This is a genomic window from Streptomyces sp. SX-6, from assembly GCF_059089585.1.
The window spans coordinates 177,474-200,221 of sequence record NZ_JBTHHU010000006.1 but is presented as its reverse complement, the minus strand read 5'-3'; the positions used below and the strand labels follow the sequence as shown (position 1 = coordinate 200,221).

Sequence of the window (22,748 nt, the reverse complement as noted above, 5' to 3'; positions counted from 1 at the left end):
TTGCGGCCGGATCGGCACCGCCGGACAGGCCCTAACGCGCAAGCAAGGCCGTGGGGAAGTCACTCGGCAGCTCGGACGGCAGTCCCGACGGCAGTTCGGACGGGAAGCCGCTCGGGAGCCGGAAAGACGGCGAGGACGACGGAGGCGACGGGGATGACGGGGATGACGGGGTCGGCACCGAGGGTCCGCTCGACGCGCTCGGCGACGGCCCCCGGTCGGTCCCGCCCCCGCCCTTGCGGCCGGCGAACAGCACCACCGCCACGGCGACACCGGCCACCGTGAGCAGCACGAGCAGCAGGACGGCGATCCACCTCCCGCCGCCCGGCGGCCGTGACGGCGGGCCGTAGCTCCCGGAGGGTCCGTACGAGGGCGGGTGCGGTGGGGTGGCCATACGGTCAGGCTCCCCACACCCGGCCGCGCGCGGACCGGCGGCGACCGTACTGCCACACGTTCCGCGCCGGACCATGACATTCCGCCATGGCACCACCCGCGTGGCGCTACCAGCGGAATGATCCACCGACAGTACGATTTGCCGGATGACTGCCGAGATTACCCAGATACGTGTCACCGAGGCGAAGGCGAGAGCCGCACACCTCCTGCTGGCCTTCCGGCACGGCAATCAACAGGCGTTCGACGACTGCCTGCCCTCCGGCATGGCGGCCGAGGAGGCCAGGGACCTCGTCTCCGCGCTCGTCTGGGTGGCGAACGAGGCCGTCCGCAAGGCGTACCGCCCCGAGGTCGGGGACCGTGTGCTGCGGCACCTCGCCCGCCGGACGCCGGAGGACCCGGGCTGGGTCGAGACGGACGAGGAGGCCGCACCGGATGTCGCGGTACTGCTGGAATCCGTGTGGCACGAGGACACGGAGGCGGTGCGCGAGCTCGTCCGCGCGACGCCCGACACCACCTTCCTGCTCGGCAAGCTGCTGCACGCCGTGGCGCTGCTGCTGCCCGAGGTCCCCGAGTCCGCGGTGCGCCGGGTGCTCAGCGAGTTGCGCGGAGGAACGCCTCCAGACCCGCGAGATCGTCCGTGTTGATGTAGTCGACCCCCGCGTGCAGCAGCTCGCGCCAGAGCGCGTCGCGCTCCGGGCCCGGCCGGTCCGGGGTGGCCCAGAACCGCACCTGCTGACGGGCCGCGTGCGCGGTGGTGGCGATGCGCCGGAGCGCGGCCCGCTCCCGCACGGGGATCGGGCCCTTGCCCCGCCAGATGAAGTTCGTGCTCCAGTTGTCGCTGATGAGCGAGGTGAACGAGGCGGGCACACCCGTGCCGAGGTCCTCCAGCCGCCCGTCGTAGAAGGCGTACCGCACCCGTTCCTCCTCCATCGGCCCCCGCGCGCCCCGGTCGCCGGAGATCACGGCGGTGACCGCACCGCGGTGGACCCGCCCGCCCGCGCAGGCGCTGAGCATCGAGTGGTAGCGGCGCAGGTGCCGCGACAGCTCGCGGTAGGCGGGGCCGCCGGGGGACTTGATGTCGATGAGCAGTTGCAGGCTGAGGTCGTAACCGTGGTAGACCCGGCCGTGGTTGGCTCGCACCCGGTGCAGCAGCGGGTCGAGGTAGAGCGACTCGAGGGTGCGCCGGGGGTCGAGCTTGTCGGCGTCGTGCGCGACGAGGAGCTGGTCGCCGACGAGCCAGATGTCGGCCTCGACGCTGTTGAAGCCGTGCTCGAGGGCCTCGGTGAGCGGGTGCCGGTGCTCGTAGTCGTTGTGCGCGTGCGCGTGTCGCAGCGGGGGCTTGCCGCGCCGCTCCGTACGTCCCGGGTCGGCGAGGGCGGGGCCCGCGAACGAGCCCGCGAGAGCGGCCCCGAGGGTGACGACGACGGCGCGGCGCGAGTGCGAGGTCATGGCAGTGCCTCCCGGTGCGGCGAGCGGAATGGTGAGCGGGGTGCCGTTGCCTGTGAGTATCGAGGCCCGCAGAGGCGTTCGACAGAGACGTGCCGAGAGTTGCCCCGATCGACGTCCGGACGTTCCCTGACGTTTTTTCGGGGAAGTATGAAGGCCCATGTGTCCTGGAAGAGTTGACGTTTCCTCTGGGGTGACGGTGAAGAGACGCGGATGCCGCGGGCGCGCGGTGCTGTCGGTTCTGGTGGCATGGGTGTCGCTGATCGGTGGCGGGGGCACGGCACACGCCGCTGCCGCGAGCGATCATGAACTGCGGGTGGGGGCCGCCGATGCGGTCGGCCCCGGGGTGACATACCGGGAGTTCTCGCTCAAGGGATCCCACGGCCCGGTGTTCGGGCATCTCCTGACGGTCGATCTACGGAACCGCCACGTATCGGTGGACCTGCTGTACCCGGGCGTGGTCGGGGCCCGGGAGACGGTGTCCCGGCTGGCCGACCACGAGGGGGCCGTGGGCGGGGTGAACGGGGACTTCTTCAACATCGCGGAGGCGCAGCACCCCGGTGTGGAGGCGACGGGGGCCCCGGTGGGCCCGGCCGTCGCGAGCGGGCACGCGCTGAAGGCGGCGGTGCCGGACGGCCAGCGCTTCGGGCCGGAGATGCCGCGGGGGGTCACCACCGAGGACGTCCTGGGCGTGGGCGACGACCGTGTGGGCAGGCTGGACCGGCTGTGGCTGGAGGGAGTGGTGCGCACCGAGGAGGAGGACGAGCTGCCGCTGCGGGGCTACAACCAGTACGCGCTGCCGGTCGACGGCATCGGCGCGTACACGTCCGCGTGGGGCAAGGCGTCACGGCTGCGCGCAACGTGCGGCACGGACACGGACCGGGGTGCGCGGTGCAGCGACCGGACGGCCGAAGTGACCGTGAGGAACGGCCGGGTGGCGTCGGTGCGGAGCACGCCGGGCAAGGGGACGATCCCCCGGGGTTCCGTGGTGCTCGTGGGGCGCGAGCAGGGTGCGCGGGAGCTGCGCAAGCTCGAGGTGGGCGACGAACTGGAGGTCGAGGAGCGGCTGCGGTCCCGGCACTCGGGGACCCTGCGGTGCGCGCTGGGCGGTTTTCCGCTGCTGCGCGGCGGCCGTCCGCTCGCCGGTCTGGACCGGTCGACCGCGGCCGTACGCACCGCGGCGGGCCTCGCGGACGGCGGACGGCGGCTGTACCTGCTGGCGCTGGACGGCCGTGCGGCCTATCGCGCCGGGCTGACCCTCGCCGAACTGGCGGGCGCCATGCGGAAGCTCGGTGCGGTCGACGCGTTCAACCTCGACGGGGGCGGGTCGAGCACCCTGGTCACCCGCGGTCCGCACAGCACGCACGCGGTGGCGCGCAACCATCCGTCGGGCGGCGCCGAGCGGGCCGTCGCCAATGGAATCGGCGTGTTCGTCCGACGCTGAGACCGTCGGATTATTCCCACTCGATCGAGTGATCCCATGTGCCGGAACGCGCTGTTAGCGTCGTCGGGTCATGTCCGTGACGGAAAGCGGGTTCCGGCGCATGCGTCCGTACGAACTGCCCGATTTCTACCTGCCGTATCCGGCCCGGCTCAATCCGCACCTCGAGGCGGCCCGTGCGCACACCAAGGCGTGGGCGTGCTCGATGCAGATGATCGGTGCCCCCGGGGACGGGAGCGGTCCGGCCGTGTGGGACGAGGCCGCGTTCGACGCCCATGACTACGCGCTGCTCACCTCGTACACGCACCCGGACGCCCCGGGGCCCCGGCTCGAGGTGGTGACGGACTGGTACACGTGGGTCTTCTTCTTCGACGACCACTTCCTGGAGGCCTTCAAGCGCACCGGGGATGTCGCGGGCGCCCGCGAGCATCTGGCCCGGCTGCCCGCCTTCATACCGCTCGACCCCGCCCGGCCGTCACCGGAGCCCGCCAACCCGGTGGAGCGGGGCCTGGCCGACCTGTGGGCGCGCACGACGCCGGTGATGTCGGCGCGGTGGCGGCGGCGGTTCGCCGGGTACACGGCCCATCTGCTGGACGAGTCCCTGCGCGAGCTGGCCAACATCAAGTCCCGCCGGGTGCCGAACCCGATCGACTATGTGGAGATGCGCCGCAAGGTCGGCGGCGCCCCGTGGTCCACCGGGCTCGTCGAGTACTCCGTGGGCCTCGAGGTACCGCCCCGCGTCGTGGGCACCCGCCCGCTGCGCGTCCTCGTCGACACCTTCTCCGACAGCGTCCATCTGCGCAACGACCTGTTCTCGTACGAGCGCGAGACCCGCGTCGAGGGCGAGCTCAACAACGGCGTGCTGGTCGTGGAGCGCTTCCTGCGCTGTGATCCGCAGCATGCCGCGAACGTGGTGGGCGACCTGCTCACCTCGCGCCTGCACCAGTTCGAGAACACCGCCCTCACCGAACTCCCGCCGCTCTTCGAGGAGTTCGGCCTCGACCTCACCGAGCGGGCCCGGGTGGCCGGCTACGTCAAGGGCCTCCAGGACTGGCAGGCGGGCGGGCACGAGTGGCACCTGCGTTCCAGCCGCTATATGAACGAGGGGGCCGCGACGCCCTCGGGGGTCGTGGCCCGGCTGCTGCCGGGCGGGCCCACCGGGATCGGCACGGCCGCCGCCCGGCTCTTCGGCCGCGCCGGCGCCCGTCCCCCGCTCCCGGACCACAGGCCGCGGTTCGTCATGCCGTACGAGGCCCGCCAGAGCCCGCACCTGGCGGCCCTGCGCGTCCACGCGCGGTGCTGGGCCCGCGCGATGGGCATGCTCGACACTCCCGTGTGGAGCGCGGACGCTGTCGACGCGCACGACTACGCCCTCTTCACCGCACTCACCCACCCCGACGTGCCCGTCGATCTCCTGGAGCTGGTGAACGACTGGCACGTGTGGGCCTTCTACCTGGACGACTTCTTCGTCGACGCGTTCAAGCGGACGCGCGACACCGCGGGTGCGCGGGCCTTCACCGAACGGCTGATGACCTTCATGCCGGAGAACCCGGCCGCCATGCCGCAGCCCGTACTGCCTCCCGAGCGGGGGCTCGCCGACCTCTGGGTGCGCAGCGCGACCGCCCTGCCGCCCGCCCTGCGCACCGCTTTGCCGGGCTGCGTCCGGGAGTTCGCGGCGAGTTTCCTGTGGGAGCTGGCCAATCTCGCCCAGGACCGGATCCCCGATCCGGTGGACTACATCGAGATGCGCCGCCGTACCGCCGGGACGAGCTTCTCGCTCGCGCTGGCCGGACAGGCCCTGGCCGAGGAGGAGGTCCCGGCCGAATTCCTCTCCTGTGCCGCCATGGCCGAACTGGCCTCCGCCTTCAGCGACATCAGCCCGCTCAGGAACGACATCGTCTCGTACCGCAAGGAGATGGAGGACGAGGGCGAGCACAACAACGGCGTCCTGGTCGTCCAGCGGTTCCTGGACACCGGTGCGGTGCGGGCCGCCGAGGTGGTCGACGCGCTCGCGACGGCCCGGCTGCGGCAGTTCCAGTACGTCGTCGCGCACGACCTGCCCGCGGCGGTCGAGGAGCACGGGCTGGACGGCCCGGCGCGCCGGCGGGTCGAGGCCCATGTGCACGGCCTGCGGGCGTGGCTGGCGGGCGACCACCGGTGGTCCTCGGTGACGGGCCGCTACCGTGCGGCGGACGTGCCGATGCCCGCGCGGCCGGCCGGCGGCCCCACCGGCATCGGTACGTCGGCCGTCCGGCTCGCGGCGGCCGTCGTGAGCGGGTGAGGTCCCGGTGAGGTCAGGGCCGTACGCCGCTGACGAGGTTGGCGGTGGCGGAGATGCCGTTGGAGATCGTCGGTGCGACGCTCGTGTTCGCCAGGAGGAAGCCCAGCAGGACACAGACCAGTGCGTGCGACATCTTCAGTCCTCCGTTGCGGAGGAACACCACGGCCAGGATCACAAGAAGCAGAACCACGGAGACCGAAACGGCCATGGCGTACCTCCTCGGCGGAGCGGCGATCGTCCGCCCAGTCTCGCGCATCACACGACTTCGGCCCATACAGTGGACATACTCCGTTCGGGTATCTATTCACCGATTCGGACGCTCGACAGGCACGCCGTCCCGGGCTTGCCTACGCTGACGGAATGATCCGCACAGCCGGGGAGCGCGAGCCCGCCACCGTGCCGAGGACATCACAGGACGCGGCGAAGGCCGGTGAGCCCGCTTCCGCATATTCAGCGTGGTGCCGCTTCCTGCACCGGGTGCCGGACGGGTTCGCGTTCTTCTTCGGTCTGCTCGGCCTGTTCTGCGCCGTCACCGCGCTGATCCCGCCCCTGCGGCGGGCGGCGCACCCGCTGACCGACGCCCTGGACACCCTGACCGTCCCGACGGCCCCGAACCTGGCGTACGCGGTCTTCCTGCTGCTGCTCGCGACGGCCATGGCCGCCCGCAAGCGGGTCACGCTCTGGTTCGTCCTGGCGTACCTCGCGCTGCTGGTGCTGGCGGACGCGCTGCTGCTGGCCGTGGGCTACTGGGACACGATCCCCTCGCTGGTGCTGTCGGTGGCCGCGATGGCCCTGCTCGTGCTGGCCCGGCGGGAGTTCTACGCGCAGGTGCGGACCGGCGCGTTCCTGCGCGCCGTGCTGGTGCTGGTGGCCGGTCTCGCCGCCGCCACGCTGGTCGGCTGGGGCCTGGTGGTGCTCTTCCCCGGCTCGCTGGAGCGCGGTGCCGGGAACCGTCTGCTGTTCGTCGCCAACAAGGTGTGCGGCGGCCTGGTCAGCGCGCGGCACTTCACGGGCCACCCGCCGCACTGGGTGTTCTTCGTCCTCGGCCTGCTCGGCGCGCTGGCCCTGCTCAACGCCACGACGACGCTCTTCCGTTCGCAGCGGCTGGAGGCGGCCCTGCACGACGACGAGGAGCCGCGCATCCGCGCCCTGCTGAACCGCTACGGCGGGCAGGACTCCCTGGGCTACTTCGCCACCCGCCGGGACAAGGCGGTCGTCTTCTCCCCCAGCGGCAAGGCCGCGGTCACCTACCGGGTCGAGGCCGGTGTCTGCCTGGCCTCCGCCGATCCGCTGGGGGACCCCGAGGCCTGGACGCCGGCCGTCGACGCCTGGCTGCGGCTCGCGGGCCGGTACGGCTGGCAGCCCGCCGTGATGGGTGCGAGCGAGGTGGGCGCGAAGGTCTACGCCCGCTCGGGGCTCGGCGCGCTCCAACTGGGCGACGAGGCGATCCTCCAGGTCGCCTCCTTCGACCTCGAGGGCCGCGAGATGCGCGTGACCCGGCAGGCCGTGCACCGGGTGGAACGCACCGGCGCGACCGTGCGCATCCGGCGGCACTCGGCACTGACCGACGAGGAGACGGGCGAGGTCATCCGGCGCGCGGACGCCTGGCGGGACACCGAGACCGAGCGCGGCTTCTCGATGGCGCTGGGCCGCCTCGGCGATCCCGCGGACGGTGACTGCCTGCTCGTCGAGGCGCTCGACGCCGAGGGCACGATGATCGCCCTGCTCTCCTTCGTGCCGTGGGGGCGGGACGGCGTCTCGCTGGACGTGATGCGCCGTGACCGTACGGCTCCCAACGGCGTGATGGAGTTCATGGTCACCCAACTGTGCGCGCAGGCGGGGCGGTTCGGCATCAAGCGCATCTCGCTGAACTTCGCGGTCTTCCGCTCGGCGTTCGAGGAGGGTGCGCGCATCGGTGCCGGGCCGGTGCTGCGGCTGTGGCGGAAGCTGCTGTTGTTCTTCTCCAAGTGGTGGCAGCTGGAGGCTCTTTACCGCTCGAACGTCAAGTACAACCCGGAGTGGCATCCCCGGTTCCTGTGCTACGCCGACGCGGGCGCGCTCGCCCGGATCGGGCTGGCCTCCGGCATCGCCGAGGGCTTCGTGTCCGTGCCGAGCCTGGGCAAGATGTGGGGCCGCGGACGGGCCAAGGGCCTGGTCAGCCCGACCTCCACGGAGGGCCTGCCGCCGCTGTCCGAGCTCGGCTTCGGCGCCGAGGCCGCCGGGTCGCTGGTGGCGGACGAACTGGCGGGCCTGCCCGAGCAGGTGCGGGTGCGCCGGCACAAGCTCGAGCGGCTGCGTACGGCGGGCGTCGACCCCTATCCGGTCGACGCCCGCCGTACGCACACCCTCGCCGGCATCCGCGCGGCCCACGCGGGCCTGTCGTCCTCCGCCCGTACGGGCGAGCAAGTGACCGTCGCCGGGCGGGTGTTGCTGATCCGCAACCACGGCGGTGTCGCCTTCGCCGTGCTGCGCGACTGGTCGGGGGATCTCCAGCTCACCTTCACCCGTGACGGCTCGGGCCCGGAGCTGCTGCGGCGTTTCACCGCCCACACCGACCTCGGCGACCATCTCGAGGCGGAGGGGGAGGTGGGCACCACGGACCGGGGCGAGCTCACCGTCTTCGTCACGCGCGCCCGGATGATCGCGAAGTGCCTGCGCCCCCTGCCCGACAAGCGGCGGGGCCTCGCCGACCCCGAGACCCGGGTGCGCATGCGCTATGTGGACCTGGCGGTGTCGCCGGAGGCCCGCCGGGTCGTACGGGCCCGCAGCTCGGCGGTGCAGGCACTGCGGCAGGGGCTGCTCGACCGGGGTTACCTGGAGGTCGAGACGCCCATGCTCCAGCAGGTCCACGGCGGCGCCAACGCCCGCCCGTTCACGACCCACATCAACGCCTACGACCTCGACCTGTATCTGCGCATCGCCCCCGAGCTGTATCTCAAGCGGCTGTGTGTGGGCGGTCTGGAGAAGGTCTTCGAGATGGGCCGCACCTTCCGCAACGAAGGCGTCTCCTACAAGCACAACCCCGAGTTCACCATGCTGGAGGCCTACCAGGCCTTCGCCGACTACGACGTGATGCTGGACCTGACCCGCGAGCTGATCCAGGAGGCGGCCACGGCCGCCCACGGGGCGCAGATCGCGGTGCGGACGGACGCCTCGGGCAAGCGCGTCGAGCACGACATCTCGGGCGTGTGGCCGGTGAAGACCGTCCACGGCGCCCTGTCCGAGGCGCTCGGCGAGGAGATCGGCTCGGACACGCCGGTCGAGGTCCTGCGCCGCCACTGCGACGCCGCGGGGGTGCCGCACCGGCCGGAGCACGGGCGCGGGGACATCGTGCTGGAGCTGTACGAGCGGCTGGTCGAGGAGCACACCACGCTGCCCGTCTTCTACAAGGACTTCCCGACCGACGTCTCGCCGCTCACCCGGCCGCACCGCTCCGATCCGCTGCTGGCGGAGCGCTGGGACCTGGTGGCGTTCGGCACCGAACTGGGCACGGCCTACTCCGAGTTGATCGACCCGATCGAGCAGCGCCGCCGGCTGACCGCGCAGTCGCTGCTGGCGGCGGGCGGGGATCCCGAGGCGATGGAGCTGGACGAGGACTTCCTGCGGGCCCTCGAGTACGCGATGCCGCCGACGGGCGGGCTCGGCGTCGGGGTGGACCGGCTGGTGATGTTCCTCACCGGTCTGTCGATCCGGGAGACGCTGCCGTTCCCGCTGGTGCGGCGGATGTGAGCGTCTCCCAGCGCACCACGCGGCCGCACCACCGCTCCAGCAGCACCGGATCGTGCCCGACGGCGAGCAGCCCCGCGCCGCTCTCGCGCCGGTAGTCCTCGACGACCGCCACCAGCGCGGCAGTTGTCGACGCGTCGAGCATCGCGGTCATCTCGTCGCAGATCAGCCAGCGCGGGCGCAGGGCCAACGCGCGGGCGAGGCAGGCCCGCTGCAGCTGGCCGTCGCTGACCTCGTGCGGACGCCGGTCGAGCAGTTCCTCCGACAGGCCGACGGACGGGGCCAGTGCGCGTACTCTTTCCGCGGCCCGGTCGCGGAGCCCGGTCGCCCGCAATGGTTCGGCGATCAGGTCGCGCAGCCGCAGCCGGGGGTCGGCGGACAGGCGGGGCTGCTGGAAGAGCAGGCCGAAGGCGGTGCGCTGCTCGCGCGGGGCACGGTGCCGCCAGCCGCGGGCGGGCGTGCCGTCGATGGTCACCGTCCCGGCGTACGGCCGGTGCAGCAGGGCCGCGACGCGGGCGAGCGTGGACTTGCCGCAGCCGCTGGGGCCCAGCAGGCCGACGGCCTCGCCGTCGTGGACGGTGAGCGAGACCCCGCGCACCACGGGCTTGCGCGGGTCGTACCCGGCGGTGATGTCGAGCAGTTCAAGCACGTGTGCTCCTCGCGTGGTGGCAGGCAACCCCGTCGTCGAAGGAGGGCACGGTCGCGCAGACTTCCGTCGCGAGCCCGCAGCGCGCGGCGAAGGCGCAGCCCTGCGGCAGCGCGCCGAGCTCCGGGGGCATGCCCGGGATGGGGGTGAAGGACCGCTCGGGCAGGGCGTCGAGCAGCCCGCGGGCATAGGGGTGGCGGGGGCCGGGGGCGCCGAAGAAGTCCTGTGCGTCGGCGAGTTCGACGATCCGCCCCGCGTACATGACGGCGACGCGGTCGGCGATGCGCTCGGCGGCGGCGAGGTCGTGCGTGATCATCAGCAGCGCGTGTCCCGCGTCGGCGTGGCGGCGCAGTTCGTCGGCCGTACGGTCCACGAGCTCGCGGTCGAGGCCGGTGGTGGGTTCGTCGGCGATCAGCAGCGGTGCGTCGCCGACGAGGGCGAGGGCGAGGGCCGCGCGCTGGGCGAGGCCGCCGGAGAGCTGGTGCGGGTAGCGGTCGAGGTGGTCGGCGGGGAACGCGGCCCGTTCCGCTGCGGCGAGCTCCCCTTCGCGCACGCCGGTCAGTTCCCGTACGGTCTCGCGCAGTTGGGAGCGCACGGTGCGGACGGGGGTGAGGTGGGAGGAGGGGCTCTGCGGGACGAGGCCGATACGACGGCCCCGTACGGTGCGGGCGAGCGTCCGCTCGTCGGCGGAAAGGAGATCCAGGTCGCCGAGGTACGCGTGCCCGGTGGTACGGGCGTTGCCCGGCAGCAGCCCCAACAGGGCGGAGGCGAGCACGGACTTGCCGCAGCCGCTCTCCCCGATGAGGGCAAGACACTCCCCCGGCCGGAGCCGGAAGTCGGCCCCGGTAACGGCGGCGACTTCCCGCCCGCCGCGCATCCGGAAGCGGACGCTGACGTCGCGCACGTCCAGCACGGATTCCAGCCCGTCCCGGCATTCTCCAGCCCGTCCGGCGCTTGAGGACGAACGCGGCGAAGCCGCGTTGCGGGGGTCCGGGGCTCCGCCCCGGAAGAAACGGTGAAAGGGCGGGCCCGGGGCAAAACCCCTCACAGCGTCAACTCCGATCGACGGCGCGGATTCAACCGATCCCGCCACACCCCAGCCACCCCCGCGATCGCCAACGTCGGCACGACGATGAACAGCCCGGGAAACAGCGTCGGCCACCAGCTCCCCGCGAGCAGCGAACCACGCGCGGCCTGCGCCATCGTGCCGAGGCTCGCCTGCTGCGCGGGCAGCCCCAGCCCGAGAAAGGACAGCGCCGACTCATGCCAAATCGCATGCGGCACCATCAGCACAGCCGCCAGCCCCGCCTGCGGCAGCACCCCGGGCAGCAGATGCCGCACGGTGATCCGCCACCGCGACGACCCGCCCGACAGCGCCGCGTCGACGTACGGCCGGGAGCGCAGCGACAACACCTCGGCCCGGACGATCCTCGCCGTCGACAGCCAATGGGTAACCGCAACCGACGCGATCACCGGCCAGATCCCGGGCCGGAACATCGCCACGACGACGATGCCCACCAGCAAATGCGGGACGGCGGAGAAGAGATCGACGACCCGCATCGTCAGCCGGTCCGCCCACCCGCCGAGCGCGCCCGCGAGCGCCCCGACGGCCGTGCCGGCGACGGTGGCGGCGAGCGCGGCGACGACGCCGAGGAGCAGCGAGACCCGCAGCCCGTACACACAGCGCAACAGCAGATCGCGGCCGACCTCGTCGGTACCGAAGGGGTGGGACCAGGAGGGCGGCTGGAGCTTCGCGGCGAGATCGACGGCCTGCTCGTCGACCGGCACGGCGAACGGCACGACCAGCACGGCCAGGACGACGACGGCGAGCACGGCGGCGCTCGCGGCGCCCCTACATCTCGTCATGGGCCACCCTCGGGTCGGCCAGTCCGTACAGCAGGTCGGACAGCAGGTTGCCCACCAGCACGGCGGCCGTGGCGAGCACGGTCAGCGCGGCGAGCAGGGAGAAGTCGGCGCCGGTGGCGGCCTCGACGGTCGCGGAGGCGATGCCGGGCCAGCTGAAGACGGTCTCCACCAGCAGGGCGCCGGTGATGAGTTCGGGCACGCGCGAGCCGATGAGGGTGAGGACGGGCAGCAGCCCGGACCGCAGGGCGTGTCCGGTCAGGACGGTCCGCTCGCGCAGGCCGCGGGCGCGGGCGCCGCGTACGGGGTCCTCGTCCAGGGCGTCGCCGACGCCCTGGCGTACGTACAGCACGAACCACGGCAGCTGGGTGAGCGCCAGCACGGCCGCCGGGAGCACCAGATGCCCGGCGACCTGGCCCGCGGTGACGGCGTCGCTCCCGGTGTCGGTGAGCCCGCCCGCGGGGAGGACGTCCAGCCTCAACGAGAAGAACCAGACCGCGAGCAGTCCGAGCCAGAACGGGGGCGCCGCCTCCAGCAGATAGGCCAGCGAGGTGACGGCCCGGTCGAACAGGCGGCCCCGGCGGCGGGCGGCGAGCACGCCGAGCACGGTGCCGACGGCCACGGCGAGGACGAAGGCGACGGTGCACAACAGGACGGACCAGCCGATGCGTTCGCCGATGACCTGGCCCACCGGCTCGCGCAGGGCGGTGGAGTCGCCGAGGTCGCCGGTGAGGGCGGCGGTGAGCCAGTCCCACCAGCGGACCACGAAGGGCTGGTCGGCGCCGAGGTTCTCGCGCAGCTGGTCGAGGACGGCGCGGCCCGCGCCGAGCCCGGTGGCGCCGGAGTACGCCTTGACCGGGTCGAAGGGCGAGGCGGCGGCGATGGCGAAGACGGCGAAGGTCACGACGGCGAGCACGGGGACGGCGGCCAGCAGCCGCCGTCCCGCCAGGCGCGCCATCGGCCCCCACGGGAGCCGTGCGGTCACCGCTTCGGCTGCCAGTCCTCGACGTTCCACCACGGTCCGGCGCCGAGGCCGTGGTCGTGCGGCTCGACCTGGGTGGTGAGGTTCTTCCAGCCGTCGTTCACGACGTAGAGGTGGTCGACGTGGGTGAAGAAGACATAGCCGGGGTTGTCGGCGAGGGCGCGCTGGACCTTGTCGTACGCGGCCTTGCGCGCGGCCTTGTCACCGCTGCGGCGGCCCTCCTCCAGGGCCTTGTCGACCTCGGGGCTGGTGTACGCGGCCATGTTGTTGAAGCCGTCGAGGGCGAGGGAGGAGTGGAGGAGGTTGTAGAGGTCGAAGTCGGGGTCGGCCGGGTTGCCGCCGCCGGCGAGGACCGCGTCGTTCTTCATCCGCGGCTCGATGACCTCCCAGGTGCCGCTCTGCACGGTGACCTTGATGCCGGCCTTCTTGGCGTCGGAGGCGAAGGCGAGCGCGTGGTCCTGGCGGAGCTTGTCACCGGCGGGGAACCAGAGGGTGAACTCGGCCTTCTGCCCGTCCTTCTCGCGGATCCCGCCGTCGCCGGCCTTCCAGCCCGCGTCGTCGAGCAGCTTCTTCGCCTTGTCGAGGTCGTACGGGCGCTCGGTGCCCTTGGCGAACCACGGGCTGTCGGTCGGCACCGGCCCGTAGCCCTCGCGGCCCGCGCCCTCGAGCAGCTTGGCGACCATGGCCTTGCGGTCCACGGCGAGGTCGAGCGCGCGGCGGACGGCCAGGTCGCCGGTGACCTTGTTGGCGCTGGGCAGCGTCACACCGCGGAAGTCGGTGGTCCGGGCCGTGACGGTCTTCCTGCCCGAGTCCTTCTTGAAGCCGTCGGCGAGGTTCGGGGGGAGGATGGCGCCGTCGAGGTCGCCGGAGCGCAGCCGGGTGGCGCGGATGTCATCGTCCTTGATGATCGCCATCGTCAGCTTCCTGACCTTCGGAGCGCCGCCCCAGTAGCCGGGGTTGGCCTTGAACGTGAGCTTCTCGCCCTTGCTCCAGCCGGTGAGGACGTACGGGCCGGTGCCGATGGGCTTGGTGTTGAACGAACCGGTGTTGACGTCCTGGCCCTTGGCCGCGTGCTCGGGGACGATCGGCAGGACGGTGCGCTCGGCGAACGGCGCGTAGGCGTACCTCAGCTTGAAGACGACGGTGTCGTCACCGCGCGCGGTGACGCTGTCGATGGCGTCGAGCTCGGCCTTGGCCTCGTTGTTGGTCTTCTTGTCGAGGATGCTCTCGTAGGTGAAGACCACGTCCTTGGCGGTGAACGGCTCGCCGTCGCTGAACTTCACCCCGTGCCGGAGCTTGTAGGTGTACGTCCGGCCGTCGTCGCCCACCTCCGGGAGGGCGGCGGCCAGCGCCGGCCGGAGCTTCATGTCCGCGTCGCGGCGCAGCAGCCCGTCGAAGATCTTGGAGTTGCCGTCCTTGCCGTAGCCGAGGAGGGGGCTGAGCGTCTCCGGTTCATTGGCGAGCCCGACGACGAGCGAGTCCTTGCCGCCCTGCGCTCCCCCGCCGGGCTTTCCGCAGGCCGCCGCGCCCGCGATCAGGACGCCTGCCATGGCCGTGACGGCCACTCCCCGTATGGACCGGGCCGTCATGGCCACACCTCTACTCACGATCAATTGTTCTTGCAAACCTGTTGCAATTAAATCTCATGCAAAGGACTGGTCATGATCGGGGTCGGCCTCCCGTCCGCACCGCCCCCGCGCCGGCCGTCACGACCAGGAGGATCGCCAGACACTGCAGGGCCGACAGCTTCTGCCCCAGCACCAGGAAGCCGGCCACCGCCGCGATCGCCGGACCCAGGCTCATCAGCACCGCGAAGGTCGCCGCGGGCAAGCGGCGCAGGGCCAGCAGCTCCAGCGTGTACGGCAGGCCCGAGGACAGCAGCGCGACGGCCAGCCCGAGCCCCAGCACCTCGGGATCGAGCAGCGTGGTGCCCGCGGAAGCGATGCCCAGCGGCAGGCTCACCAGCGCGGCCACGGCCATCGCCACGGCCAGCCCGTCCAGGCGCGGAAACCGCGCCCCGGCACGGGAGTTGAAGACGATGTACGCCGCCCACATGGCGCCCGCGCCGAGCGCGAAGGAGGCTCCCGCCAGGTCGATCCGGCCGAACTCCCCCTGCCCGAGCAGGACGACGCCCGCGAGCGCCAGCCCTGCCCACACCAGGCTCATCGCCCGGCGCGCGGCGACGACGGACAGCAGGAGCGGCCCGAAGACCTCCAAGGTCACCGCCAGACCCAGCGGGATCCGGTCGATCGCCTGATAGAAGAGGATGTTCATGCCGCCGAGCGCGAGCCCGAAGCCGCAGGCGACGGCCCAGTCCGTACGGCTGTGACCCCGCAGCCGGGGGCGGCAGACGACCAGCAGCAGCACAGCCGCGATCGTCACCCGCAGCGCCACCACACCGAGGGCCCCGGCACGCGGGAAGAGCAGGGTGGCGACGGCGGAACCGAAATGCACCGAGAGGGCGCCGGCCAGGACCAGCCCGATGCCGCCGAGGCTGCCGGCACCGGCGGGCGCGGTCGCCCTGCGGATGCGGCCGGTTGTCGGTGCGTTCTGCGCCGCCCCGAACCTGATGTTTGTCATGGCCCCAAGCTAGGAGGCCGCCGACTCCGCGTGAAATGCTGGCTGAACGGCGGTTATGCTTCGCAGGCATGACCATGGAGCTCCGTCATCTTCGTGCCTTTCTCGCCATAGCCGAGGAGGGCACGATCACGCGCGCGGCGGCCCGGCTGCACACCGGCCAGCCCGCTCTCTCCCGTACGCTGCGCCAACTCGAGAGCCATCTCGGCGTACGCCTGATCGACCGCTCCACGCACCACCTCGAACTCACGGCGGCGGGCCGGATGTTCCGCGACAAGGCCGCCGCCGCGCTGGCCGCCGTGGACGCCGCCCTCGACCCCCGCTCGCTGACGGCTCTACCCCTGCGCCTCGGCCATCCCTGGGCCGGGCTCGGGGACCACACCATCCCACTGCTGCGCCGCTGGGACGAGCAACACCCCGGTACACCACTGGAGTTGCGGCGCATCGACGACCGTACGGCAGGGCTCACCCAGGGCAGGGTCGATGTCGCGCTGCTGCGCGGAAAGGTGACGGCGCCGGGGCTGGTCACGGAACTGCTGCTGGAGGAGGAACGGGTGGCGGCGCTGCCCGCGGACAGTGACCTCGCCGAGCGCGACACCCTCACGCTGGCGGATCTCGCGGCGTGGCCGATCGCCCTGAACACCGTGGCGGGCACGACCACCCTGGACCTCTGGCCCGCCGCCGCGCGTCCCACGGCGACCATCGAGGTCACCAACACCGACGAGTGGCTGACCGCCATCGCCGTGGGCCGGGCCGTGGGCGTCTCGACGTCGGCGACGCCCCGCCTGCACAAGCACCCGTCCATCGCCTACCGCCCGCTGACCGACGCCCCGCCGGTGCCCCTGCTCCTGGCCTGGCACGACGGCATCCCGGGCCACCCGGCGATCCCGGACCTGGTCCGTCTGGCCCGTGAGCTGGTGGCTACGCCTCCGTCGACCCCATCGACCCCATCGACATGAGCCGGGCGCCGAGTTCGCGGACCGCCACCCGGTCCGCGGGGCGGGCGATGCGGGCCTCGGCGTCGGCCAGGACGAGCCGGGCCTGCCCGGTGACCGCGGCCCGGCGGTGCGGGTCGGTGACGGAGGCGGCGGCCGTGGCCAGCAGGCGCAACAGGGCCAGGCAGACGGCGGGTTCGGCGGCGCCGTAGCGGCGGATCTGGCCGCACGCGAGGTCGAGGTAGTCGGCGAAGGCGGGCCCGGAGACGGTCACCCTGATCACGCCCGACCCGTCCGTCCTGATGTCGTCGCCGAGGGCACGCGTGCCCAGCAAGCTGATGAGGACCGAGAGCCGGTCGAGCGTCTGGACGCCGGTGTACGGGTCGTTGACCGCGGGCGAGAGCGCCCGCAGCGCGATGTCGACGAGCTGGCGGAGGCCGAACATCGCGTCCTGCTGCAGGGTGCGCTCCGTGCCGATCCGTACGGCGTGGTGCAACGCGTGCTCCAGCGCGGGGGCGTTCACCGGCGGGCCACCCCGGCGCGGCCAGGCCAGGGCCAGCGGCGCCGCCCCGGCCACGACGTGGTCGCCGACCCGGGGGACGATCGCCACCACCGCGTCCTGGGCCTCGGCGGTCTCCAGCAGCGGGTCGAGGTGCACGGCCTGCACATACCCGGAGCGCGGGGCGGCCAGCGCGAGCGCTTCCGGCGGCGGGACCGGTCCGGCGCGGTCGGTGCCGGGACCCTCCGGGGTGTAGAGGCGCACGGCACGGGCGGCGATCTCCGCGACCGAGGTCATGATCGTGTCGATCTTGATCGAGTGCACGATGTGGTGCACGAAGAACACCAGCATCCCGAGGCTGAGGAAGATCAGCGCGATCGCCCCGGAGACGGCGAGCCGGGGGAAGTCCGCGCCGCCGGTGGCACGAACGGTATAGAGCCCGGCGGTGCTGTAGGCGAACGTGGCGATGAAGGTGGCGAGCACCACCTGGTTGGGGCGGTCGCGCAGGAAGTTGCGCAGGAGCCGGGGCGAGAACTGGGTCGAGGCCAGCTGGAGGGTGACGATCGTCAGGCCGAGGACCAGCGCGATCACGGTCACGATGGTCGAGGCGATCGTGATCAGCGCCTGACGGGCGTCGTCCGCGGTACCGGCGAAGGCGAGCGGGCGCCACACCGAGTCCGGCGGGATCCGTACGCGCGAGAGCAGACTCCCCGCCACCAGCGCCAGCGCCCCGGCCGCCCCCGGCAGGGCCCACAGGGCACCGCGCAGATACTCCCCGAGCGCCGCGGCTCGGGCGCCTCGCCGTACCGGTTGCATGGTCACCTCCCGCCCGCAGGTTCCCCCGCACCGCGCGGCTGCGCGCGCGTGCGTGCGCCGGACGGGCTAACCGCCGCGGTGCGGGGCGGCGACCGTGGGAGGTTGGGCTGGACTATGCGTGGACGGTAGCGACGAAGGCTTGCCAGGCCGGGGCAGGGAAGAGCAGGGCGGGGCCGTGGGGGCGCTTGCTGTCGCGTATGGGGATGGTGCCGGTGGGTATGAGGGTGGGGTCCCATTCGAGGCACGTACCGCCATCACCGTTGCTGTGGCTGCTCTTCCTCCACGTCACTGCTGACATGCTTGCGTTGATCACGAGGGAAGCTCCTTCATAACGGTGTGGATGAAGGCCGCGGAGTCGCACGGCGACAAGGCGTAAGCCCTGACGAGATCGTAGGCCCGGTAGTGCTCGCGCACGATCTCCGGATCTTCGAACAGCGTGCCCGTCGAGCCGCTCTCCTCGAAGGAAACGGTGGTGTCATCGTCCAGGGTGAACAGACCCAACGAGCCACCCATCAAGCCATGTGCCCCGTGGCTGAATGGCAGAACCTGCACAGTGCTGGTCGGTGTGTCCACCAACGCGGTCAGGACAGCCAGTTGCGCACGCCAGATCTCTGCACTGCCGAACTGCCTACGGAGGACTGCCTCGTCAAGAACGTACGAGAGAAAAGGTGGCGCATCTCCCCGGAGCAGCATCTGGCGGCCCATTCGGACGGCGATCTTCTCCTCGATCTCCTCTTCGGAGGACCGTGGCCTGACAATGCGGAACAGCGTACGGGCGTAGTCCTCCGTCTGAACGAGACCCGGCACAAAGTGCCCCGCGTACTCCGCGATGAACCGTGCCCGCGCCTCAAGCTCCATGCGGCGTCGGTACTTGTCCGGGTGGGCCTCATGTCGCGCGACCCCGTACAACCGCTCGAACAGCCTGTCCGTGCCAAATGCTGCGTCGAGCTTGGCGGGGAGGTCCGGCGGCGGCATGTGCTCCGCAACCTCGATACGAGCCAGGTGACTTCTGCTGTACTTCACGATCGCCGCAAGTCTCTCCAAGCTCATACCCGCAAGCTCCCGGTGTCTGCGGAGCTCTGCCCCGAACAAGTGGCGGGCGGACCGATCAGGTGTCAGCTCGCGTGGGCGGCGTGCCATGCGCGTGGCCCCTTATTTTCCCAGGCTTGAGGATGGGACATGAATCTCTTCCGGAGCGTACTCGCGGTCCGCAACGCTGGGAGCACACCACGTAGTTGACCACCTGAAGAGGTATGCCCATGCCCGCGATCTCGCGCCCCGACCGTCCGCTCCGCCCCGCGCCCTGCGCGGACTGCCGTCAGATCAAGGCGGCGTACAACGCCGCGGCCCGCGCGGGGGACCGCGACAACGCGCAGCAGTGGATCGAGGCCATGGGCCGCCACCTCCGAAAGGCCCATTGATGCCGCACCCGCTCTGTGCTCACCTGCCCGCCTGGTGGTGGACCAGCACCGACGGCGTGGCGGTGTGCGGACGTTGCGGCCTCCGTCGCTTCGAGAGCTACGGGGCACTGTGGCGGGAGGCGTCCGCTTGGCGCGGCCCGTCTCCCACCGTCACTGCCACCGGCGTGGTCACTTTCGTCCGCGTCAGGGTGCGGGTGGCGGGTGGGGGCGGGCCTGGCCCAGATGCTGAACGGCGAACCGGGTACGGGTTTCCTCCCGGCTGAGGGCAGTTTTCGTGGGGAAATCCGTACCCGACTCGCCAGTCACCCTTCGCGGCAAGAACGGGGGTGACGCCTGGGGCGGTTGGGGCGTCGCCTCGGCGCCGCTACGATCCCCGATCATGGACTGGACCGAACGCACCGCGAAGCTGAGGCAGTGGACCAGAAGCGGGATACGCGCTCCGCACAAGCCGCTCCTGTTCCTGTACGCCCTCGGCCGGTTCCAGCAGAATGCCGACGGTGAGCTGCGGTACAGCGCGGTGGAGGAGGACTTGAAGCGGCTGCTGGCCGAGTACGGTCCGCCCAACAAGACGTCGCCCGCCTACCCGTTCCACCACCTGGTCAGCGACGGGGTGTGGGAAGTGCGTACCGATCGTGGATCGGGCAGCCCCGGCAGCGGGGTGCGGGAGTTGCGGGCGGCGGGGGCTGCCGGGCGGCTCGTGCCGGAACTTCGGGCGGCACTGCGGCGGGAGCCGTCACTGCTCGGACGGATGGCGCAAGTACTGCTCGACCTGCACTTCCCGCCCTCGCTGCACAACGAGTTGTGCGAGGCCGTCGGCCTGGAACTGGAGCCGGTGGAGGCACAGTTCTCGGCCGTGCGCAGACGACGGAACCGGCGGATGCGGGAGCTGGTGCTGACGGCCTACGAGTACCGTTGCGCTTTCTGCGGCTACGACGGCAGGATCGGCACCGCGCCGGTCGGTCTGGAGGCCGCGCACGTGCGCTGGTGGGCGTTCGACGGCCCGGATGACGTCGACAACGGCCTGTGCCTGTGCTCGTTGCACCACAAGCTGTTCGACAAGGGTGTCCTCGGTATCGGCGAAGGCCGGCGGATCCTGGTCTCACAGCGCTTCATCGGCCACAGCGCCGCCGCCCGCGAGCACGTCATAGCGCTCGCCTGCCGTCCGCTCATCGGTCCCCAAGCAGGCGTCCGCCCCATTGCGGCGCACTACCGCTCCTGGCACACAAACCAGGTCTTCCAGGGCACCCCACGCCCCGCTGCCTAAGCACCGCCGCAGGGCGCGGCGGCCGTGCTGCCCCTCGGGGTGAGGCGGGGGCCGGTGTCCTGGACGTTCACCGGCGGGCCGCCGTCGAGGAGGGCGATGAGTTGTTCGGCCGCGCGTCGGCCGAAGGCGGCCGTGTCGCGGGCCAGGGCGGTGAGCGGGGGGTGGGTGGCGCGGCACAGGACGGAGTCGTCCCAGGCGACGATGGAGAGTTCGCCAGGTACGGACACCCCGCTCCGGGCGGCGACGGCGAGGCCGGCCACCGCCATCACGTCGTTGTCGTAGACGATCGCGGTGGGCGGGTGCGGTCCGGCGAGGACGCGCCGGGTGGCCTCGGCTCCCTGGGCGTCGGAGTAGTCGGTGGTCACGGAGGTCACGTGCGGCAGGCCGCGGCGGGCGGCCTCGGCCCGCAGGGAGTCGATGCGGCGCCGGGTGTGGGCGAGTTCGGGCAGGCCGGCGATGTGGACGATGCGCCGGTGCCCGAGCGCGTAGAGGTGGCCGACGACGGATGCCATGGCGGCACCGTCGTCGGCCCAGAGGCAGGAGACGGCGCCGCCGTGACATCCGTCGTCGGCCATGGCCCCGATCACCACGGCGGGCAGGCCGAGTTCGGCCAGCAGCGCGGGGCGGGGATCGCGGTCCCGGGGGTCGACGACGAGCAGTCCGTCGACGCGGTGCTCGGCCCACCAGCGGCGGTGGACCGCGCATTCGGCGTCCACGTCCTCCACGACCTGGAAGAGCAGGCCGAGACCGCGGACGGCGAGTGCCTCCTGCACACCGGAGACGAGTTGGAGGAAGAACGATTCGGTGCCGAGCGTACGGGCGGGCCGGGCCAGGACGAGGCCGACCGTCGCCGAACCCTCGCCGGACAGGGCCCGGGCCGCCGCGCTGGGCTGCCAGCCGAGCTGTTCGGCGACCCGGCGGACACGGTCGCGGGTGACGGCCGAGACGCCCGGGCGGCCGTTGAGGGCGAAGGACACCGCACTCTCCGAGACGCCCGCGTGGCGGGCGATGTCCTTGATCGTGGGACGGCGGGCCGGGACACGACGCATGAGGCGACTCCTCGGGCACTTCGGCGACAACAGGCTAAAGCGCATTAGCTTGTTGCGGAAGTATTGACTCGACTCCCTTGCGGGGTGCACCTTTTGGACGCCACCTCCCCGGCCCCCGACCGAAGGAGTCCGTCGGCCATGTCCCCGTCCCGCAGAGCCGCTGTGCTCTTCACCTCCTGCGCCCTGATGCTGACCGCCTGCGGTTCGGACGACGACGGTGCGTCAGGCGACCGCATCACCTTCCAGACCTGGAATCTGCGCGCGAACTTCAAGGGGTACTTCACCACCCTGATCCAGGACTTCGAGAAACAGAACCCGGCCGTCAAGGTCACCTGGCTGGACCAGCCCGCCGACAACTACGCGACCAAACTCAGCGCCGACGCGGCCGCCGGAAACCTGCCCGACGTCGTCAACGTCTCCCCGGATCTCTCCTATCCGCTGGCCAAAGCCGGTGTCCTGGTGAACCTGGACAAGGAGACGACGGCGGAGAAGTTCAAGGGCGAGTACACACAGGACGCCTGGCAGGGCAATACCCTGCCGGGGCTGGGCGGTTCGTATGCCTTCCCGTGGTATCTCAACACGGGCCCGCTCTTCTACAACAAGGCGCTGTTCAAGGACGCCGGTCTCGACCCCGAGAAACCCCCGAAGACCTATGCCGAGTTGTTCGCCACCGCCGACGCCCTGGCCCGGAAGTCCGGCGGACGGACGGCCACCCTCGGCGGCACACCGTCCGTCGAGGACTTCGGCCGCTATGGCGTGCGGCTGATGAACGACGACGCCACCGCTTTCACCTACAACGAGCCGAAAGGCGTCGAACTGCTCGGCAAATACAAGGAACTCTACGAACACGGCGGACTCGACCCGCAGGCCTTGACCAACACCCCTGACAAGGTCGGCCAGAAGTTCCTGGAGCAGAAGGTCGCCATGAATCCCGGCAGCGCCCACGACCTGGAGAACTTCAAGAAGAACGCGCCGAGCCTCTACCGCAATCTGGGCATCACCGACGCGCCCAACAACACCGGCAGGCCGAACATGTACGTCATGGGCCTGGGCATCAGCAGCCGCAGCAAGCACAAGGCGGCAGCCATCGCCTTCGCGCACTTCGTCACCGGCCGGAAGAACCAGGAGGCCTTCGCGCACCAGGTCGCTGTCTTCCCCAGCACCAAGGGTTCGCTGGACGACCCGTACTGGACGAAGGACGACGGCACCGACGCGGGCCGGGTGCGCGTCGCCTCCGCGAAGATGCTCAAGGGCGCGGTGAATTACACCCCCGTGGTGATGAGCGACGAGATGAAGACGATTCTGCGCAACGAGGTCGCCAAGGCCCTGCAGGGCAAGAAGTCCCCGCAGCAGGCGCTCGACGACGCGGTCGCGCAGAGCGACAAGCTGCTCAGGCGGAGCTGATTCGCGCC

The 22,748-nt window shown here is 71.6% G+C and carries 22 protein-coding genes; 9 read left to right on the top strand and 13 right to left on the bottom strand.

The window, feature by feature from the left end:
- Positions 1-31 precede the first annotated feature (31 nt).
- Complete coding sequence (locus ACV530_RS09985; protein WP_494331960.1) at positions 32-391, bottom strand: hypothetical protein; 360 nt, start codon at positions 389-391, stop codon at positions 32-34.
- Positions 392-536: 145 nt separating this feature from the next.
- On the opposite strand from ACV530_RS09985, the gene ACV530_RS09980 reads away from it, so the two are divergent.
- Positions 537-1,034 (top strand): hypothetical protein, encoded by a 498-nt coding sequence (locus ACV530_RS09980; protein ID WP_494331959.1) that lies wholly within the window; start codon positions 537-539, stop codon positions 1,032-1,034.
- Here ACV530_RS09980 and ACV530_RS09975 read toward each other — a convergent pair.
- Positions 982-1,839, bottom strand: a complete 858-nt coding sequence (locus ACV530_RS09975) for a phosphatidylinositol-specific phospholipase C/glycerophosphodiester phosphodiesterase family protein (protein WP_494331958.1) — start codon at positions 1,837-1,839, stop codon at positions 982-984. The genes ACV530_RS09980 and ACV530_RS09975 overlap by 53 nt on opposite strands.
- A 196-nt stretch (positions 1,840-2,035) precedes the next feature.
- Between ACV530_RS09975 and ACV530_RS09970 the strand changes: the two genes are divergently transcribed.
- Positions 2,036-3,280 (top strand): phosphodiester glycosidase family protein, encoded by a 1,245-nt coding sequence (locus ACV530_RS09970; RefSeq protein ID WP_494331957.1) that lies wholly within the window; start codon positions 2,036-2,038, stop codon positions 3,278-3,280.
- Positions 3,281-3,350: 70 nt separating this feature from the next.
- The gene (locus ACV530_RS09965) at positions 3,351-5,558 is read left to right on the top strand and encodes a terpene synthase family protein (RefSeq protein WP_494331956.1); all 2,208 of its coding nucleotides are present in this window, start codon (positions 3,351-3,353) and stop codon (positions 5,556-5,558) included.
- Positions 5,559-5,571: 13 nt separating this feature from the next.
- Here ACV530_RS09965 and ACV530_RS09960 read toward each other — a convergent pair whose 3' ends face one another.
- Positions 5,572-5,766: a hypothetical protein gene (locus tag ACV530_RS09960; RefSeq protein ID WP_494331955.1), complete on the bottom strand. Its 195-nt coding sequence runs from the start codon at positions 5,764-5,766 to the stop codon at positions 5,572-5,574.
- A 152-nt stretch (positions 5,767-5,918) separates the two neighbouring features.
- Here ACV530_RS09960 and lysX point away from each other — a divergent pair, with 152 nt between their 5' ends.
- Entirely contained in the window at positions 5,919-9,287 is a 3,369-nt protein-coding gene (gene lysX, locus ACV530_RS09955; protein ID WP_494331954.1) for a bifunctional lysylphosphatidylglycerol synthetase/lysine--tRNA ligase LysX, read from the top strand.
- Here the strand turns inward: lysX and ACV530_RS09950 are convergent.
- The 6 genes from ACV530_RS09950 to ACV530_RS09925 form a co-directional block, all read right to left on the bottom strand.
- Entirely contained in the window at positions 9,232-9,933 is a 702-nt protein-coding gene (locus ACV530_RS09950; RefSeq protein WP_494331953.1) for an ABC transporter ATP-binding protein, read from the bottom strand. The genes lysX and ACV530_RS09950 overlap by 56 nt on opposite strands.
- Positions 9,926-10,807: an ABC transporter ATP-binding protein gene (locus ACV530_RS09945; protein WP_494332033.1), complete on the bottom strand. Its 882-nt coding sequence runs from the start codon at positions 10,805-10,807 to the stop codon at positions 9,926-9,928. The genes ACV530_RS09950 and ACV530_RS09945 overlap by 8 nt, the downstream gene beginning before the upstream one ends.
- Before the next feature lie 167 nt (positions 10,808-10,974).
- Positions 10,975-11,796 carry an ABC transporter permease gene (locus tag ACV530_RS09940; protein ID WP_494331952.1) on the bottom strand — a complete coding sequence of 274 codons (822 nt, stop codon included), beginning with the start codon at positions 11,794-11,796 and terminating at the stop codon, positions 10,975-10,977.
- Positions 11,783-12,778: an ABC transporter permease gene (locus ACV530_RS09935; RefSeq protein ID WP_494331951.1), complete on the bottom strand. Its 996-nt coding sequence runs from the start codon at positions 12,776-12,778 to the stop codon at positions 11,783-11,785. Before ACV530_RS09935 ends, ACV530_RS09940 begins: the two co-directional genes overlap by 14 nt.
- Positions 12,775-14,364 carry an ABC transporter substrate-binding protein gene (locus tag ACV530_RS09930; protein ID WP_494331950.1) on the bottom strand — a complete coding sequence of 530 codons (1,590 nt, stop codon included), beginning with the start codon at positions 14,362-14,364 and terminating at the stop codon, positions 12,775-12,777. Before ACV530_RS09930 ends, ACV530_RS09935 begins: the two co-directional genes overlap by 4 nt.
- A gap of 70 nt (positions 14,365-14,434) precedes the next feature.
- Positions 14,435-15,355 carry an EamA family transporter gene (locus ACV530_RS09925; protein WP_494331949.1) on the bottom strand — a complete coding sequence of 307 codons (921 nt, stop codon included), beginning with the start codon at positions 15,353-15,355 and terminating at the stop codon, positions 14,435-14,437.
- Between the two features lie 68 nt (positions 15,356-15,423).
- On the opposite strand from ACV530_RS09925, the gene ACV530_RS09920 reads away from it, so the two are divergent.
- Entirely contained in the window at positions 15,424-16,311 is an 888-nt protein-coding gene (locus tag ACV530_RS09920) for a LysR family transcriptional regulator (RefSeq protein ID WP_494331948.1), read from the top strand.
- Here ACV530_RS09920 and ACV530_RS09915 read toward each other — a convergent pair.
- The 3 genes from ACV530_RS09915 to ACV530_RS09905 form a co-directional block, all read right to left on the bottom strand.
- The gene (locus tag ACV530_RS09915; RefSeq protein WP_494331947.1) at positions 16,274-17,602 is read right to left on the bottom strand and encodes a DUF2254 domain-containing protein; all 1,329 of its coding nucleotides are present in this window, start codon (positions 17,600-17,602) and stop codon (positions 16,274-16,276) included. The two genes, ACV530_RS09920 and ACV530_RS09915, sit on opposite strands and share 38 nt — an antisense overlap.
- Before the next feature lie 112 nt (positions 17,603-17,714).
- Positions 17,715-17,915 (bottom strand): DUF397 domain-containing protein, encoded by a 201-nt coding sequence (locus ACV530_RS09910; protein WP_494331946.1) that lies wholly within the window; start codon positions 17,913-17,915, stop codon positions 17,715-17,717.
- On the bottom strand, positions 17,912-18,742 hold the full coding sequence (locus ACV530_RS09905) for a helix-turn-helix domain-containing protein (protein WP_494331945.1): 831 nt from the start codon (positions 18,740-18,742) through the stop codon (positions 17,912-17,914). The genes ACV530_RS09910 and ACV530_RS09905 overlap by 4 nt, the downstream gene beginning before the upstream one ends.
- 119 nt (positions 18,743-18,861) lie before the next feature.
- Here ACV530_RS09905 and ACV530_RS09900 point away from each other — a divergent pair, with 119 nt between their 5' ends.
- From ACV530_RS09900 to ACV530_RS09890, 3 genes are all read left to right on the top strand, one after another.
- The gene (locus ACV530_RS09900) at positions 18,862-19,023 is read left to right on the top strand and encodes a hypothetical protein (protein ID WP_494331944.1); all 162 of its coding nucleotides are present in this window, start codon (positions 18,862-18,864) and stop codon (positions 19,021-19,023) included.
- Positions 19,023-19,286: a DUF6255 family natural product biosynthesis protein gene (locus ACV530_RS09895; RefSeq protein WP_494331943.1), complete on the top strand. Its 264-nt coding sequence runs from the start codon at positions 19,023-19,025 to the stop codon at positions 19,284-19,286. Before ACV530_RS09900 ends, ACV530_RS09895 begins: the two co-directional genes overlap by 1 nt.
- 116 nt (positions 19,287-19,402) lie before the next feature.
- Positions 19,403-20,287, top strand: a complete 885-nt coding sequence (locus ACV530_RS09890; protein WP_494331942.1) for a phosphorothioated DNA-binding restriction endonuclease — start codon at positions 19,403-19,405, stop codon at positions 20,285-20,287.
- Here ACV530_RS09890 and ACV530_RS09885 read toward each other — a convergent pair.
- Complete coding sequence (locus tag ACV530_RS09885) at positions 20,284-21,336, bottom strand: LacI family DNA-binding transcriptional regulator (RefSeq protein ID WP_494331941.1); 1,053 nt, start codon at positions 21,334-21,336, stop codon at positions 20,284-20,286. The genes ACV530_RS09890 and ACV530_RS09885 overlap by 4 nt on opposite strands.
- 138 nt (positions 21,337-21,474) lie before the next feature.
- On the opposite strand from ACV530_RS09885, the gene ACV530_RS09880 reads away from it, so the two are divergent.
- On the top strand, positions 21,475-22,740 hold the full coding sequence (locus tag ACV530_RS09880) for an ABC transporter substrate-binding protein (protein ID WP_494331940.1): 1,266 nt from the start codon (positions 21,475-21,477) through the stop codon (positions 22,738-22,740).
- Positions 22,741-22,748 lie beyond the last annotated feature (8 nt).